Origin of the sequence: Synechococcus sp. R5-13 (assembly GCF_047462015.1) — a bacterium.
Taxonomy (GTDB): Bacteria; Cyanobacteriota; Cyanobacteriia; order Thermostichales; family Thermostichaceae; genus Thermostichus.
In genome coordinates, this window is sequence record NZ_JANSIL010000035.1 from 1 (window position 1) to 17208 (window position 17208).

A 17208-nucleotide genomic window follows, 5' to 3' on the forward strand; every position below is an offset into this window, starting at 1 on the left:
CAGAGCAGGCTCAGGGCTACTGAAAGCCCGCTCCGTACCGCTTTAGCGGTCGGAGTCGGGTAGTTTACAGCAGAAAGTGGTAAGCCTACGGCACCGCACCGCTGCTGATAACGAGCTATACTCAGGTGCTGCTGGAGAGGCTGCTGGGGCCGGCCATAATGGGAAAACGCCATCCTGGCTGTGGCGGAATCCTTTGCGAGAGCTTGCCTGCATCCATGCTGGAACACGACATTGTCATCATCGGGGGAGGGCTGGCCGGTTGCCGAGCGGCTTTGGAGGTTATGCGACGGGATCCCAGCCTCGACCTGGCCTTGGTATCCAAAACCCATCCCATTCGCAGCCACTCGGTAGCAGCCCAAGGGGGCATTGCCGCCGCCTTACAAAATGTCGATCCGCAAGATTCCTGGGAGGCTCATGCCTTCGATACCGTCAAGGGATCCGATTACCTAGCGGATCAAGATGCGGTGGAGATTCTAGCCCGGGAAGCCCCTGAGGTGATCATTGACCTGGAACACCTGGGGGTCTTGTTCTCCCGCCTGCCGGATGGCCGCATTGCCCAGCGGGCCTTTGGGGGACACAGCCACCCGCGCACCTGCTATGCCGCCGACAAAACTGGGCAAGCCATTTTACACGAGTTGGTGAGCAACCTCAAGCGCTTTGGGGTCAAACTCTACAGCGAATGGTATGTGCTGGATCTGATCCTGGAGGACAACCAAGCCCAGGGCGTGGTGATGTTGGAGCAGGCCAGCGGACGGCTGGAAGTGCTGCGGGCCAAGGCGGTTATGTTGGCTACAGGCGGCTATGGGCGCATCTACAACTCCACTTCCAACGACTTTGCTTCCACCGGCGATGGCATGGCGATGGTGGCGCGGGCCGGCCTGCCTCTGCAGGATATGGAGTTTGTGCAGTTTCATCCCACGGGCCTGTATCCGGTGGGGGTGTTGATCTCAGAGGCAGTGCGCGGAGAGGGGGCCTATCTGATCAATGGGAAGGGGGAGCGCTTCATGGCCGCCTATGCCCCCAGCCAGATGGAATTGGCCCCACGGGACATCACCTCGCGGGCGATTGTTACGGAGGTGCGGGCCGGGCGCGGTATTGACGGCAAAGATTTTGTCTACTTAGACCTGCGGCATCTGGGGGCAGAAAAGATCCACACTCGGCTGCCCTTCTGTTGGGAGGAGGCCCATCGCCACTTGGGCATCGATGCGGTTGTCGATCCCATTCCAGTGCGACCGACGGTGCACTACTGCATGGGCGGGATCCCGGTGACGGTGGAGGGGCAGGTACTGCGGGATGCCCAAACCCGTGTGGAAGGGCTGTTCGCTGCCGGTGAAACGGCCTGTGTTTCGGTGCATGGGGCTAACCGGCTGGGCAGCAACTCTCTCCTGGAGTGCGTTGTTTTCGGGCGGCGCACAGGGGCAGCCATGGTAGAGGCCGTCAGAGGTCGAGCCTTGCCGAAAGTGGACGAGGGATCCCTACTCAAACAGGCCGCCAGCCGGATTGCCGGGCTCGTGGAACGATCAGGGAAGAGCCGCATTGATCAGGTGCGGCGGCAATTTCAAGATTGCATGACCGAGCATTGCGGCGTCTACCGCACCGAATCGGTTCTCCAAGAAGGGATCCAAAAATGGCAACAGATCCGCCAGCGTTACGAGCAGGATTTGCGCTTGGACGATCGGGGCAAGGTGTGGAACACCGAGCTGATCGAAGCGCTGGAGCTGGACAACCTCATGACGGTGGGGGCTTTGATCCTCGCCAGCGCCCTGGAACGGCGGGAAAGCCGTGGCTCCCACGCGCGGGAAGATTACCCCCAACGGGATGATCAACGGTTTTTACAACACACCTTGGCTGCCTTTCGCGAGGGATCCCCTCAGATCAGCTATCGCCCCGTGGTGATCACCCGGTTTCCCCCTCAGGAGCGAAAATACTAACTTTCCAGAGGCCTCCCAGGCCGATTAGGATTGCTCTATCGTTCCCGTTAGCAGGATGGAGCCCCTTTCAAAATTATCCAATACTAGGGATTCTATCTTCGCCAGCTTGAAATCTCGTCTACTGCCGGAGGGCCAGCCATGCAAGAAACCCTGGAGAAAGCAGCCGTCGCCCTGCAAGCGGAGCTGAATCTGGAGCCTTTTTGGATGCCCTTTACGGCCAATCGGCAATTTAAAGCCAACCCGCGCCTGTTGGTGGCCGCCCGAGACATGTACTACACCAGCCACGATGGCCGCCAAATCCTAGATGGGACTGCCGGGCTGTGGTGTGTGAATGCCGGCCACTGTCGTCCCCCGATTGTGGAAGCAATCCAACAGCAGGTGGCCCAACTGGACTACGCCCCAGCTTTTCAAATGGGCCATCCCAAAGCCTTTCAACTGGCAGAGCAGCTCATCCAGCTCACTCCTGCCGGACTGGATCACGTTTTTTTCACCAACTCTGGCTCTGAGGCGGTGGATACGGCCCTGAAAATGGCCATCGCCTACCATCGCTTACGCGGACAGGGATCCCGGCAGCGGCTGATTGGCCGGGAACGGGGCTACCACGGCGTTGGCTTTGGGGGCATCTCGGTCGGGGGCATCTCCAACAACCGCAAGTTTTTTGGCAGCCTCATTCCCGGCGTAGACCACCTACCCCACACCCACAACCTGGAGCAAAACGCCTTTAGCCGCGGCCTGCCTCGCTGGGGATCCCACTTGGCAGAAGACTTGGAGCGGATCGTCGCTCTCCACGATGCCAGCACGATTGCAGCGGTGATCGTAGAGCCGGTTGCCGGTTCAACGGGGGTGTTGCTGCCGCCGGTGGGCTATTTGGAAAAGCTGCGGGCCATTTGCGACAAATACGGCATTCTGCTCATCTTCGATGAGGTGATCACCGGCTTTGGGCGTCTGGGATCCCCTTTTGCGGCCAACTATTTCGGAGTGGTGCCGGATCTGATTTGCTGTGCCAAGGGCCTCACCAATGGCACCATCCCGATGGGCGCAGTGATCGTCAAGCAAGAGATCTACAGCGCCTTCATGGAGGCTGCTGGTTCCGCTGATGACCTGCACCGTCCAGGGGACAACAGCAGGACGCTGTCCTGGAGCCCCATCGAGTTTTTCCACGGCTACACCTACTCCGGCCACCCAGTTGCCAGTGCCGCCGGCTTGGCTACCCTGAACCTGTATCGAGAAGAAGGCTTGTTCGAGCGGGCTGCCAACCTCGCTCCCCTCTGGGAGGAGGCTCTCCATTCCCTACGGGGCTTGCCTCATGTCATCGATGTGCGCAACCTCGGCTTGGTGGGGGCAATTGAATTGGAAGGGATCCCTGGCCGACCGACAGCGCGGGCTTTTGAAGCTTTTTTGCGCTGCTACGAACGTGGGGTATTGATTCGCACTACAGGTGATACCATTGCCCTTTCCCCGCCTTTGATCATCGAGGAAGCCCATATTGAACACCTGATCGCCACCCTGAAGCGAGTTCTTCAAGAGCTACCTTAGTCCTGAATCGACAAGAGAGACTGCCTGAGGGAGTTAGAAGCTTCTGGGGCTGGGCGTCGGCGAAGGACTGGGAGAGGGACTGGGTCTGGGCGAAGGGGATACCGAGGGAAAGGGATTGGGGGTGCCGGTCGGCGTTGGCGAGGGGGAGGGACTGGGCGCAGGCAACACCCGTAAAGGAGCTTTGGCCGAAGCAATTCGGCCCTGGGTATCCGCCACCATTGCCGTCACCTCATAATCCCCGGTGGGAGCAGAAGTGGGAATGGTGATGGGGATGGTGCCAATGCAGGCTCTGCTGTTGGGCTGACAGCCGACGGCAGCGGCAGTGAAATCAAAGGTGAGGGTGAGGGGGCTTTGTCGGATTTCCACCCGGAAGCTGATGCCGGCCCCCAAACCTGCAGGAGTCGTCACGGCCACCAGCACGTTGAAGGGTACCGTCTGTCGCGCGTCCGTCAGGGCCACCACGGCAATCGAAGGCGGCTCTGCTGCAAAGGAAGCAGTGGGAGAGGGGCTGGGAGTGGGGAAAGGATTCAAGAGGGGAGTGGGGGTCGGGGTAGGCAGAGGGGTGGGCGGCGGCGTAGGGACAGGACTGGGGATGAGGAAAGGAGTGGGCGTTGGAGCCACCACCGCTATCGGCGTGATGGTAACCGCAGGCTGTTCGCCGGCATCTTCTTGGCAAGCCACAAGTGACAACGACAGAAGAGCGGCTACACTGGCCCTTATTACAGAGGAGGCTGCTAACGTCCAGCTCTGACGGAACCTATGGGGCTGCTGTCTCATGGGGTTTGACTCCTCACAACACAAAGCTTTGGGATCCTGCCGGTTCTGGGAGAGCCGAGCCTTGGTGGTGTCCAACTCAAAAACTCGGCCAGGCTGCTTCTCAGCCACAGCAGCGCTTACACGCTGCTAACACTATAGATAGAGTCTTAGCTTTTTGCAAACCCCACCTGTGGACTTCCCCTTTGGAGGTGAAGCCAGATAGAGGGGAATGACCTGGGCCGAGTTAGACTGGTAAGCGTGACAGCAAGACGAGGATCCATGGCAGTAAGGGCGGGAGCAGAACCATCTTCTGGCTGTGGAGAAGCAGAGGGGCAGACTGCCGTTGGCGTTGATGCCCTGTACCCCTCAGAAAACATCAGCGGGGCGGGGTATGCCCGGGAAGAGCTGCAAGAGGCTTGCGGGGTCTTTGGCATCCTGGCTCCAGGAGAGGAGGTGGCCAAGCTGGCCTACTTTGGCCTATTTGCCTTGCAGCATCGCGGCCAAGAATCGGCAGGGATCGCCACTTTTGAGGGATCCTTTTGCCGGGTTCACAAGGCGATGGGCTTGGTCTCCCAGGTCTTCGATGAAGTGAACTTGGCCCAACTGACCGGGGATCTGGCGGTTGGTCACACCCGCTACTCCACCACTGGATCCAGCCGCGTGGCCAATGCTCAGCCGGTGATCGTGGAGACTCGCCTGGGGCCGCTGGCCCTGGCCCACAATGGCAATTTGGTCAATGCGGAAGAGCTGCGGAAGGAACTGGAGGCCGCCGACCGGCACCTAACCAGCAGCACCGACTCCGAGTGTATTGCCCACGCCATTGCCCAGGCGGTGAACCAAGGTCAAGATTGGATCGCGGCCACTTGCCAAGCTTTGCGCCGCTGTCAGGGGGCTTTTAGTCTGGTGATCGGCACGCCAGAGGGCCTGATCGGGGCACGGGATCCCTATGGGGTGCGTCCGCTGGTGTTGGGGCTTTTGAGCAGCAACCCCGCTCTGGATGAGCTGCTGCAGTCAGAGATGCTGGAGATCATCTGCAGCGACGGCACCCTCAGCCACCCCGAGGCCGAGCCGCTGCATTACGTGTTGGCTTCAGAAACCTGTGCTTTGGATATCATCGGGGCCGATCCTCTGCGGCAGGTGGAGCCGGGAGAGTTGGTGTGGATCAGCCGTCAGGGGCTGCAATCGGTGCGTTGGGCGGAGGCCACCCCCAAGTTGTGCATCTTCGAGATGATCTACTTCGCCCGCCCAGACAGTTGGATGCATGAGGAAAGCGTCTACTCCTACCGGGTGCGTTTGGGAGAACAACTGGCCAAGGAGGCCCCGGCAGAAGCTGACTGGGTGATCTCCGTTCCCGATTCCGGCACGCCGGCAGCCATTGGCTATGCTCGCCAATTGGGGATCCCTTACACCGAAGGGCTGATCAAAAATCGCTACGTGGGCCGCACCTTTATTCAGCCCACCCAATCCATGCGGGAGCGGGGCATTCGCATGAAGCTCAACCCCCTGGAGGACGTGCTGGGGGGGAAGCGGATTGTTATTGTGGACGACTCAATTGTGCGCGGCACCACCAGCCAGAAAATCGTCAAAGCCCTGCGCCAGGCGGGGGCCACCCAAGTCCACATGCGCATTTCCAGCCCCCCGGTCACCCATCCCTGCTTCTACGGTATCGATACCGATAGCCAGGATCAGTTGATTGCTGCCCAGCATTCCGTAGAGGAAATCGCCGAGAAGATTGGAGTGGATTCTTTGGCCTACCTGAGCTGGGAAGGCATGCTGGCTGCCACGGGCCGGGATCCCAACTCGTTCTGCTCCGCTTGCTTTACCGGCCACTACCCCATCCCCATCCCAGAAGGGCTGAAGCGCTCCAAGCTGGCCCTGGAACTGGTGGCTACTGGCAAGAGCCGCTAGGCTGCTCAGGGATCCCCGATAGACTGAGAAGAAGAATTGCTTGGGGCAAGCCATGACTTTTCGCCTACGCCAATTGGGGGATCCCATCCTGACGCAAGTGGCCGAGCCGGTGACGGAGTTCAAAACGCCGGCCTTGCAGGATCTTATAGAAGGTATGCTGGCTACCCTGAAAGAGGCGCAGGGGGTGGGCTTGGCTGCTCCTCAGGTGGGATCCCTGCTCCAAGTGCTGATCGTGGCCTCTCGTCCCAATCCCCGCTATCCCAACGCCCCACAGATGCAGCCTTTGGTGATGGTTAACCCCCGTCTGTTGGCTTGTAGTGCTGAACAGGTGCTGGGGTGGGAAGGCTGCTTGAGTGTGCCCAATTGCCGCGGTCTGGTGGCCCGCGCCCGCGAAGTGGAGGTGGAGTATTATACTCCAGAAGGCGTTCAGCAAAGGGTGGTCTGGCAGGATTTTCCGGCGCGGATCTTTCAGCACGAATACGATCACCTGATGGGTCGGGTGTTCCTGCAGCGGCAGCCTCGGCAACTGCTTACCGAAGCCCAGTACCAAGCCCAGATTTTGGGTCAGCCCGCCTGAGGGATCCCACCATGCCCTACATGGTTATCTACGACGGCCTCTGCAACCTCTGTGCCACCGGCGTTCAGCTCTTGGAGCAACTGGATCGCGGACGGCAGTTTTGCTATGCCCCCATGCAAGATGCTTCTACCCTGGCCCAATGGGGGATCCCACCGGAGCAGGTGGAGCTGGGGATGATTCTCATCGATCTGGAGCACCCAGAGCGCCGCTGGCAGGGATCCGCTGCCATTGAACAAATTGCCGCCCTTTTGCCGAGCGGGGAGGTGTGGCTGGCTCTGTACCGCAACTTTCCTGGCTTGAAGGTTCTGGGGGATCGAGGCTACGAACAGATCCGGGATCACCGCTACGAGTGGTTTGGCCGCCGTAACACCCCATACCTATCTGTCTACCCTGCTTGTGTTTCCTGCCGGGATCCCTTGGCTGACAACCCATAATACTTGGTAATGCTTGCCCTTATCCAGCTACCTGAACTGAAGGAGGCCGATAGGAGAGGGGCTGTACTTAAGGGATCCCTTGACGAGGGATACATTACTCCTGAGTGTTTAATAATTTTTAACTCACCTCATTGGTAAACAGGATGTGTTTGTGTGTCAGGAACACCTTTTCGGCCCTGAGAAAGCTGGCCTAGGATGGAAATGTTATGACGTTGTCAAAGACCCTCTTTTAGGCTGGGTGGTCACTTGGTAAAAGGCTGCCGACAGCTAGAAAACAACGCAAAGAGCAAATCTTTTTGCAAAAGGTCTGCTAAAGCGCGTCATCAACCATTGGAAAGTTCCTTGATGCTTTATAAGGAACAACGAGAAGCGATCATGACGAAGAAAGGAGTTACGACCATGAGAAAATCATCTCTTTTTGTTCTAGTTTTTGGATCGATGATGCTGGCGATGAGCGCCGCCATCGCGCACGCACAATCAAACTCTAATCCGGCCACTTCATGTCAGACTGGTGGTGTTACGCCAGGGCCAATCGCTTGTTGGCCGATGAATGATTCGAACGGAAGCACCGTCCTGCAGGAGGTAATCGGCAATAACCATGCGGGACCAATGAAGTCGCCCGTCGGCGCTACACAAGCGCCGCAACCGATCGCAGGCCAATTCGGCGGCGCGATCGACTTCGTCAAATTCCCAGGATCAGGATTGACCGGAGCCGTGGTCGGCAGCCTCAGCGGTCCGCTAGCCTCCATCGGACAGGCTAACTTCTCCATTGTTACTTGGATAAAATTCCCGCCTACTTCGGCTCCGGCGCCTCCTACGGGTCCGGGTGGGCGACACTACATCCTCAACAAGTACGACGCCCCGCAGAAAAAGGTAATTACTCAAGGTAATTACTCAAAATAATCCACCTATGCTATAATAAGTAGTATAGGAGGTAAAACATGAATTTAGTAGAATTACTACAAATAGCATCATCAGAGGAAAAAGTAGAAGAGTTTTTAAGAGAAAAAGGCATACTTAAACGCCATTCGCCAAACGGTTCCTCTAGCTGCCATCGCTCGTGACCAAATTCAAAGCTTGAAAGAATGGGCTGCCGAGTTAGGAGCACGTACCGCTTCCCAAGATCAAAAGTTGATTCAGGAGCTACGGACCATCGTCCAGAAGAGAGGGTTAGGCTACATTGAAGTTGATGGTCCCCCATCCTTTTCCTCTCCACCTCCTGCCTAAGCTGTTTTGGTCGGCTCGTTCCGAGTTGTGGCAGCTCCGTGGAAGTAGGCTTGCAAGCATTTTTTCCTGCAAGACGCGGAAAAACTCCGGTTGCCGCTCCGCTTGAATTTGCTGCCTGTGGATTAGCCCCCGTTAAATCCGTCCGGGGAAGCCGCCGATTGATCTGAGCTGCTCAGGTGGCCCCTTGTTGGATTAACTTCCGGCAGCTCCCAGGCAGGGCACTGGGATCGGATCCCGCACGTTAGCGTGCAGGACCGATGGTTTTGCACTTTTCGTATCCTTGACTACAGATTTTTTGGTAGGATTGATCGTGTAGAGGTACTGGTATGTAGAGCAGCCTTATGAGTGCAATCGCTGAAATGAGGGGGACAAGTCTCCTGGCCCGCCATCGCCAAAACATAGCAGCCTCCCTGGCCCGTCGTTTGGAAGCAGCTAGGGCGGCCAACAACACCCGCTTGATGGAGCTGCTGAAACAAGAAGAGCGGCAGCTGGCAGCCGAGTACGGCGGCAGGGATCCCTTCTCTTCAGCGCTCTTCAGAGGACTGCGCCACCTTTGGCAGAGCCTGAAGGCAGTCTTGGCGGCCTGCGATGAACTGCGGGTGCGGCAGTGGGTAGATGGCAGCGGCATGGTCTGGTGGTCTGTCCAAGACCCAATCACGGGAGAGCGCCTGTGTACCCATTCCGAGGGGGAGCTCATGGAGTGGATCGAGAAGCACCAGCGAGAGGATTAGTCTTCGCGGCTAGGACTTGCCTGAGCACCAATAGCCAGTGTTTCCCCTGGCGCTTCGTGCGTGTCCCAGTCTTTCCAGCTTGGGGAGGAAGGGAACAAAAAGTTTCACGGCTAGGCCGGGGCAATGGCCACCTGAGAATCCAAATTGATAGGATTACGAAGACTCATCATCTGCTTTAGGGGCCCTGGGATGGTTTGGCAATTGTTGACTTGGCCGGCCCAAAGTTTGCTTTGGCTAGCAGAGCAGATCCAAGAACGCGCCGAAGCACAGCTGGATAGCAAAGAAAACCTGCAAAAAGAACTTACGGCCCTGCAAATTCAGCTAGATTTGGGAGAAATTGACGAAGAAACCTACGCCCGCCGAGAAGAGGAGATTTTATTGGCTCTGGAAGCCTTAACCCAAGCAGAAGGAGAAGCCGAAGCATAGAGTTCTGCCGGTGGGCCTGGAAGGGATCCCTCAGCATTGCAGGGGGGCAGAACATGGGAGAATGAGCTTCTGTACACCCCCGTCTTTCCTACCCTGGGCTGTTTTCAATGACTGAATCCCATGAAACCTTGGTGCTCCGCGACGAGCAAAACCAGCCTCTCAAGTGCGAGATCCTGCGTCAGGTGGTCATCGACGAGCAGACCTATGCTCTGGTGACTCCCGTTGATGCTGTGATCAAAGTGCTGGTTTGGGAAGGGGAAGAAGAACCCAGCCAAGCGGTGAACGGCGATGCCAACATGGAAGGGATCCTGGACGAGCCGGATCCCGAAGAGCTACAGGCTACCCTGCCCACCATCCAGGCTGTCTTGGGGGAGTTGAACCTCACCTTGCAGCAAAATGGCTTCGACATCCTCACGGTTCAGGGGGAATTGCCCCCAGTCGAAGAGGAAGATGTGTTCGAGCTGGGCGAGAGCGAGGAAGATGCCCAGGAGTTTCAACTGCTAGCTACCTTTTTCTACCAAGAGAAGAAATACGGCATCTTTACCCCCCTCGATCCCGTTTTGCTCTACGCCGCTCTGCCTGACGAAGGGGATCCCTACCTGCTCACCCCCGATGAGCCGCCAGAGCTTTTTGATCAGCTCTATGCCCTGCTGCTGGATCTCGATGAGGAATGGGAAGACGGAGATGACGAAGAAGATGAAGACGAAGATTAGGCGGTCAACCCCTTCTGTTCTGCCGAGTTGGATACTCCTGCCCAGCCAGTCGCCTCGGCGGTGCGGAGCACCATAGGGATAGAGGTGGTGAAACTACCCGGTAAAACTTGCCCAGAGTTTTTCACCAGCCACTCCAGACCCGTCTCAACATCTGTCGGGGGCGTCGGATCTGCGGGCCAAGGATCAGAATAAGCCAGCCTCAGACCAGCCGCCTGAGCATTGCGTAGCGAAGGAGCAACAGGGATGCAGCCGGTTGATTTAACCACCCTGCGTGCTGTGCTCGCCGATCTAACCCAGGCTAAGACAGGTCGGGATCCAGTGTTGCCTGCCCGCGTGGAATGGATCCAACAGACCGATCTGTGGACGGTGGTCATTGGCTTGCGCACCCTCACTGCCCGCCCCTGCTTGCTGTTGTGCTGGCATCCTCAGGCGGCCCGTCTCCACCTCTGTCAGCCTCCTCCCAAAGAGCCGGATGGCTTTCAATTTAGCCAGTTCCTCCAACGGCACCTGAAGGGTTTGGCTCTGACGGAGCTGGCTCTGCTGGAGGATTGGGAACGGGTGATTGACTTGCGCTTTGCCCCTCGGCCCGGGGATCCCCCTTATCGCCATCTCTACCTGGAGGTGATGGGCAAGCACAGCAATGCCATTTTGGTGGACGAGGCGGGCATGATCTTGGCCAGTGGCCATGGGGTAAGCGAGCGCCAATCGCGAATCCGTCCAGTGCAGCCGGGCCTGCCCTACGAGGCTCCTCCGGCCCTAACCGACCCGATCCCGCAGCGATCCGAGCCCTTTTCCTGGTGGCAAGAGCGCGTCGCCCTGATCCCTGGCCCCATCGGCCAACGGCTGTTGCGCTGTTATCGCGGCCTCAGTCGGCACTTGGTGGAAGCGATGTGTCATCAGGCTGGGATCCCGCCGCAAACCTCCACCGATCACCTCTCTGCCCGCGATTGGCAGGCACTGTTTGCCAGGTGGCAAGACTGGTTAACCCGTCTGGAAACAGGCCAGTTTGACCCAGCTCCCACTCCCCAGGGATACACCGTTCTCGGCTGGGCAAGCCCTCCCGTCAGCAGTGCCGTTCGCGTTGGTGGGACGGAATCCCTGCAGCAACCCTCTCGGCCCAACCTGCACCAACTTTTGGAAAGCTACTACCAGGCTCAGCTTAATCGTGAACAGTTTGAGCGAGAGCGCCACCGTCTGCTGCAAAGGGTATCCACCCTGCTGAAAAAGCTCTATCAGCGGCGAGAGCAATTTGAGGCGATGCTGGCCGACTCTACCCAGGCGGAAGTCTCCAAACGAGCTGCCGACTTGTTGATGGCGCACCTCCACCTTTGGCGGCCAGGGCTGCACCACATCGAGCTGCCGGATTTTGCCAGCGGCCAGACGGTCAAGATCCCTCTCGACCCTGAGAAAAATGCTATTCTCAATGCCCAAGCCTACTACCGCAAGCACCGCAAACAAAAACGGGCCCAGGATGCTATCCGGCCCCTACAAGAGGCGCTTGGCCAAGAGATCCTCTACCTCGAGCAGGTGGAAGCGTCTCTACAGCAGCTGGAAACCTATCGGGATCCCCAAGACTTGACCACCCTCAAGGAAATTGAGACCGAGCTGATTGAACAGCGCTACTTGGAGAGTCCCACTCGCAACAGCGGGACAGAGTCTCTGCGGGCGAGCTCAAAACATGCCTCACCGGCAACCTTCAACCCCCACCGCTTTACCAGCCCCAGTGGCTTCTCCATTTGGGTGGGGCGCAACAACCTGCAAAATGATCAGCTCACCTTTCGCGTGGCTCAGGAACACGATTGGTGGTTTCATGCCCAAGAGATCCCCGGCAGTCATGTGCTGCTGCGCTTGCCCCCCGGGGCTGTAGCAGAAAGCGAAGATCTGCAGGCGGCTGCTGATTTGGCGGCCCATTTCAGCCGCGGTCGCCTCAGCGAGCAGGTGCCGGTAGTCTACACTCGCCCGAAACTGGTGTTCAAACCCAAGGGATCCCCGCCCGGCATGGTCGTTTACAAACAGGAGCAGGTGCTTTGGGGGCGGCCCAGCCATGCGCAGCTGCTCATTGCGTCAGCCCTTGGGCCACACTGACGCAACTGGTCACTTCGTTTCTGGCCAAGTGGGCAGGTTCGAGGCATTCAAGGGAGAACTTCGAGGGAGTAAGCGGCGCTGCGGCCATAGCGGCTGGGGTCGTACATTTCTTCGGCCAAGGCAGGAGCCACCTGGAATTGGCCGGGGATCTCCGGACGGAAGAGATAGACAAACTCATGGCGACCCTGCTTGAGCTCGGTGCTGAAAAAGGCCACGCGGTCATCCCGATTCTCTTGGCGGGTCCAAAACCAGTCCCACCAGTAGTCTGGGGCCAAGCCGGTGAACTCTCGCGGATCCTGGGAGGTGATCTCGGCGCCGCTGGGCAGGGGATCCTCGACCACCACGTAGTGGCTGTCCCGCTCGGCTTCCACCGTCAACCGGGCCAGGAGGATTTCTCCGGCCCTTACTGTGTCGCCAGGGCGCAGCGGCTGCTCTCGGTAGCGGATCTCCCCGTTGGGTTGGAGCTGGGGCTGTAGGCGGAAGTAGCTGCGGCTCACCGCAAAGCCTTGGGCTTGAAAGGGCAGAGGGTTGGGGACGAAGGCTTCTCCCCTCAAGCTGTAGTAAAGGGGGCCGGGGCCGGACTTTTCCAGGCGCAGGCTGCTCAGGTTCCCCACTTCTGCGTCAGCCCAATCCAGCCCATAGCGGGGATCCCCAGCGCCGGCCTGCCAGCGACCGAGAAGGGATCCGGTTGTCCCATCCAACACCCGCACCTCGCCGGGGCCGGGAAGCTGCTGCTGCTGGGCCTGGTAGTAGGCAGATAGGCCGAGGAGAGCATCGGCGGTGGCTTTGGTGGTGCGCCAGCGGTTGTTTTGCCGCTGCTGGAGAAGGGCCTCGGCAATCTGGGCAGCCCGGTCATCCTGCAAGCGAACGGCCAATTGCAAAAGCGGGCCGGCCACCTCCATGTCGTCGTAGGTGGAGCGCTCGTGGGTCGCACGAGTTGGAGCAGCCGGGATAAACCAGCGCCCTTGGGGATCCTGTTGCCGCCGCTCCAGAACCTCATCCAGGGCTGCCTGGGCAAGATCCCTCTGGCCCAGTTGCAGGGCGGCCAGCCCTCGGTAGGCCAGGCCAAAGGTGGAGAGCCGCTCCGGCGGCGGCAGGTCGGCAGTCACCAAGGCGGGATCCCAGAGGGCCAGGCTGTAGGCGACAAAAGCCTGTAGATCCGGGGAGAGGGCTTGTGGCTGGGCCAGTTGAGCGGCCAGATAGTCCTGAGCGGCCAGATAGTCCAAGGCCTGCCGCACCCGCCACTCTTTGAGGGCATAGCCAGCAGCTTGGGCAAGGTGATACCCCTGCAGGATGTATCCGGTCAGATAGGGGTTGCTCCGGTCATAGGCCCACCAGCCCCAGCCCCCATCGAAGTTCTGGGATCCCTCCAGTCGCTGCAAGCCCGATCGAAGCACCTGGGGCAGCCGCTCCAGGGTTTGCGAGCGCAGGTTCAAGCCCAACTGCTTGCTGACTTGGGTGACGGCTAGGGCGGGCAAGAAGCGACTCAGGGTTTGCTCGGTGCAGCCGTAGGGGAACTCCACCAGGTAATCCAGCGGCTCCAGCAGGGTTGCTGCCGGGCTAGCGGCCAGTTCCAGGTGAAGCTGCCGGGATCCCGGCACCCAGGTGGCGGGCCAATCCAGCGATAAGTCAAGGCTGCCCTCCTGCACCCGACCCACCTGGGAGAACCGTTGCACAGCGCCGAAAGGCTGGCTGGGGATCCGCAGTTGCAACGCATCTTTCAGCCCATTCCCTTCCGCCCAAACCCGCAGAGAGGTATCTCCGGCCCCCAGAACCTGGAGAGGCCATTCCACCCGCCCCGCTCCTTGGGCCGGCACGGTGAGGCGTTGTCGTTCCGGGCCTTGCAATTTCAAGATCCCACCGGCAGGAACAGGAACTTCCAGCCGCACCTCCACCGCTTGGGCTTGACCCGTGCGGTTTTGCACAATGGCCGCCAAGGTGAGCTGATCCCCCACCCGGAAAAAGCGGGGAGCGGCCAAGCGCACCAACAGGTCTTTGCTAACCGAGACTGTGGCAAGAGCGGATCCCACCTGGGTGTCGGCAGTGGCGGCGCGGGCGGTCAAGCGCCAGGTGGTCAGGTTGTCGGGCCAGCGCACCTGCACCTGAGCCAGGCCATCGGCATTGGTGACCAGATCCGGGAACCAGGCGGCGGTATCGCGAAAGTCCTCCCGCACTTGGCCGGCCAGCTTGTCAGCACCGCCGGGATATTGCTGAGGGAAAGAGGTAGTGGTGGTAACTTGGTTGTACTGGCGCCCATAGAAGAAGCGGCGAATATCCAGGGTGAAGTCGGGTCGCAATAGGTAGAGGGCATTGTCCACAATCCCTAGGCCCACCTCGGCGCTCACCGGCTGCCCTTGGGCATCGCGGGTGCGGATTTGGATTTGGGCGGTCTCGCCCGGTCGATAGGTGGGTTTATCGGTTTGCAGCTCCACCTGCAAAAAGCGATCCAAGGGGGAGACCCGCAGCAGGGCCTCGCTTCGGTACAGCCGCCGCTCTGGGCCGATGGCAGTGGCAGTGACGTAGAGATTGGGACGATAGTCGCCGCGGATGGGCAGCCGCAGCGTGGCCGTATGCCCCTGGAGACGCAGCACCTGCACCTGGTGCAGCCGGGATCCCTCAATGCCCACCAGCACCGCCACATCCGGCAGCGGCGAGACTATCAGGATCTGGGCCTCTTCCCCCACCTGGTAGATCTGCCGATCCGCCACCACTTCCAGGCTGGGCAGGGATCCCCAACTTTGTAGGGGGCTGCCCGGCTCCACCACCCAGAGATAGTCCACCTCCTGCACCCGTTCGCGCCAGCGGTGCGGAGCACTTTGACGGCGGGGATCCCATGCCGTCAACCGCACCCGGTAGTCTCCCGGCTCCAGGTCGGCGGGCAGGTGGAGGTCGAGGCTGCCTTCCCCGTTGACAATCTGAAAAGGCTGCCGCAGCAGGGTACCTTGCCGTTGGTAGGTGTTGCTCTTGGGATCCCAGCGCCAGCGCTCCAGGCTCAGCTCTCCGGTGGCGCTGACGGGGCGGCCATCGTAATCGCGGGCTTGCAGCCGGTAGGTGAGGGTATCCCCCGGAGCGGGCAGGTGGCGGTTCACTTCCGCAAACAGAGCAAATTCGCCAGCCGTGACCCAGGCCCGCGCCGATCCTGTTACCGTCCGGCGGCTGATATCGGTCACCTCCACCTCGATGCGCAACTGCTGCACCTCTTGGGGGCCCCAGTAGCTGTCTTCTTCCCAGTTGAGATCCTGCAGCAGGCGATCCAGGCGAAACTCCGCCCGCCCTTGGGCATCCGTCACCCCTTCCCCTTCCGCCACCAACTGGCCGTAGCCGCCGTAGTAGCCCTGCTCCTCTCCCAGGTCGTCGGCGAAATAGTCTTCCTCGGCAGAACGGGGCAACAGCCCATAGCGCAGGCTCCAGTCGGGGCTGCTGTAAACTCGGTAGCGGAGCTGGGCAGCGGCCACCGGCGCGCCGAAAAGATACTCGGCCTCCACCTGCACCTTCAGGGATCCCCCCCGCACCAGCCAAGGTCGGTCGGGCACCACCGCCACCTCAAACTCCGGCTTGCGGTAGGCTTCCACCTGAAAAGAGGTGTATTCGCCGCTGGATCCCTGCGGCCCTGACACCTGCCACTTCAGGCCGTAGCTGCCCAGGGACGCTTCTTCTGGCAGTTGAAACTCCCCATGGACACTGCCAAAAGCATTGGTGGCCAGGGTTTGTTCGCTCAACACATCCCCGTTGGGGGCCGTAAGGGTCAGTTGCACTGCTTGTCCTGGGGGGGGCGGCGTGAGGCGGGTTTGCTCTCGCACCAGGGCGCGGAAATAGACGGTTTGGCCAGGACGGTAGAGGGGACGATCCGTGTAGGCGTAGATCCGGTGGGGCTGGTTCCAGCCATAGGCGTAGCTGCGGGACAAAGCCTGCAGGGTGTTGTCGGCACTGCGGCCATAGACCACCAGGGAAGAACCCTCTCTCGCCGGCAGGCCAAAGCGGGCCAGCCCCTCTGCATCGGTGGTGGCCGTCAGGGGATCCCCCCACTCCCCGAAAACTTGGATCTGGATCCCGGCCAGGGGACGCAGCTCCCGCAGGTGCACCGCCTGCACCACCAACTGGCTGGCATCCTTCTTCTGGATGAGGCCGAGATCGCTCACCAAAAACCAATGGTCGAAACGGGGCAAGGGTGCAGCCGCATTCAGCGGCTCCCGGCCCTCCGCCTCCACCCAGTAGGCCCCCGGCGGCAGGATCCCCAGCTCCAAGGTTTGGGCTGTCCACCCCTCTCCCGCTCGTCGTGGCACCGGCTGCTGCCAACTGCGCACAAGCTCCCGCCGCAGGGTGGGATACAGAGCCGGATCCAGGGAGCCATAGTCAGCATCCGCCAAATCCCGCAAGAGAGGGGATCCCTGCAGCTCTGTCAGGGAAAAGCGATAGAGGCTGAGCTGCACCGAGCCCAGGCTGGTGGCCCGCCACTGCAGCCGCGCCGGTTCTGCGGTCGTAAACACCTGGCTGGTGCTGTAGAGATAGAGACCGGGGGGGACAAGCTGAGGGCGCAAGGTGGGGATCCGAACCGTTGCCCCCTCCCGCACCAGAACGGATCTCTGGCTGCCCACCTTTTCCAGGCCGGATCCCTGCACCGTCACCTGGTATTCCCCAACAGGCAATCGATCCAAGCGATATTCGCCATCTGCGGTCAAGCTGGCGCTGCGCGTGACCGGGCCGGCTGCAATGACCTGCACATCCCCAGGCGGAGCCTCTGCCGGCAGCTCCACCCGTCCCGCCAGGGATCCCGTCGGCTGTTCGGAAAGCAAAACTGCCAGCCCCACCCCCAAAAACACCACCAGGGCCGCTAACCATCGCCTCAGCATGGGATCCCTCTCCTCCGTTGCTCCTACCCTGTGC

General features: G+C 60.1%; 12 protein-coding genes. 10 read left to right on the plus strand and 2 right to left on the minus strand.

Annotation, left to right across the window (positions count from 1 at the left end):
* The first annotated feature begins 215 nt into the window (after positions 1-215).
* Positions 216-1931, plus strand: coding sequence for a succinate dehydrogenase/fumarate reductase flavoprotein subunit (locus tag NW840_RS02940; RefSeq protein WP_414342308.1), 1716 nt, complete (start codon positions 216-218; stop codon positions 1929-1931).
* A 138-nt stretch (positions 1932-2069) separates the two neighbouring features.
* On the plus strand, positions 2070-3467 hold the full coding sequence (locus NW840_RS02945; RefSeq protein WP_011429583.1) for an aspartate aminotransferase family protein: 1398 nt from the start codon (positions 2070-2072) through the stop codon (positions 3465-3467).
* Between the two features lie 33 nt (positions 3468-3500).
* Here the strand turns inward: NW840_RS02945 and NW840_RS02950 are convergent, their stop codons facing one another.
* A complete protein-coding gene (locus NW840_RS02950; RefSeq protein ID WP_414342310.1) occupies positions 3501-4157 on the minus strand; it encodes a hypothetical protein in 657 nt (218 codons plus the stop codon).
* Between the two features lie 345 nt (positions 4158-4502).
* Between NW840_RS02950 and purF the strand changes: the two genes are divergently transcribed.
* The 8 genes from purF (at position 4503) to NW840_RS02990 (ending at position 12324) form a co-directional block, all read left to right on the plus strand.
* The gene (gene purF / locus NW840_RS02955; protein WP_414342312.1) at positions 4503-6131 is read left to right on the plus strand and encodes an amidophosphoribosyltransferase; all 1629 of its coding nucleotides are present in this window, start codon (positions 4503-4505) and stop codon (positions 6129-6131) included.
* Positions 6132-6183: 52 nt separating this feature from the next.
* The gene (gene def, locus NW840_RS02960) at positions 6184-6708 is read left to right on the plus strand and encodes a peptide deformylase (protein ID WP_414342313.1); all 525 of its coding nucleotides are present in this window, start codon (positions 6184-6186) and stop codon (positions 6706-6708) included.
* 11 nt (positions 6709-6719) lie between these two features.
* Entirely contained in the window at positions 6720-7142 is a 423-nt protein-coding gene (locus NW840_RS02965) for a thiol-disulfide oxidoreductase DCC family protein (protein ID WP_414342315.1), read from the plus strand.
* Positions 7143-7484: 342 nt separating this feature from the next.
* Positions 7485-8045 carry a hypothetical protein gene (locus NW840_RS02970; RefSeq protein ID WP_414342317.1) on the plus strand — a complete coding sequence of 187 codons (561 nt, stop codon included), beginning with the start codon at positions 7485-7487 and terminating at the stop codon, positions 8043-8045.
* A gap of 665 nt (positions 8046-8710) precedes the next feature.
* Positions 8711-9100, plus strand: coding sequence for a hypothetical protein (locus NW840_RS02975; RefSeq protein WP_414342319.1), 390 nt, complete (start codon positions 8711-8713; stop codon positions 9098-9100).
* 189 nt (positions 9101-9289) lie between these two features.
* Complete coding sequence (locus NW840_RS02980; RefSeq protein WP_011433717.1) at positions 9290-9526, plus strand: gas vesicle protein GvpG; 237 nt, start codon at positions 9290-9292, stop codon at positions 9524-9526.
* A 107-nt stretch (positions 9527-9633) separates the two neighbouring features.
* The gene (locus tag NW840_RS02985; RefSeq protein WP_011433718.1) at positions 9634-10239 is read left to right on the plus strand and encodes a DUF3727 domain-containing protein; all 606 of its coding nucleotides are present in this window, start codon (positions 9634-9636) and stop codon (positions 10237-10239) included.
* A gap of 243 nt (positions 10240-10482) precedes the next feature.
* The gene (locus NW840_RS02990; protein ID WP_414342321.1) at positions 10483-12324 is read left to right on the plus strand and encodes an NFACT family protein; all 1842 of its coding nucleotides are present in this window, start codon (positions 10483-10485) and stop codon (positions 12322-12324) included.
* A 47-nt stretch (positions 12325-12371) separates the two neighbouring features.
* Here the strand turns inward: NW840_RS02990 and NW840_RS02995 are convergent, their stop codons facing one another.
* Entirely contained in the window at positions 12372-17174 is a 4803-nt protein-coding gene (locus tag NW840_RS02995) for an alpha-2-macroglobulin family protein (RefSeq protein WP_414342322.1), read from the minus strand.
* Between the last annotated feature and the right edge of the window lie 34 nt (positions 17175-17208).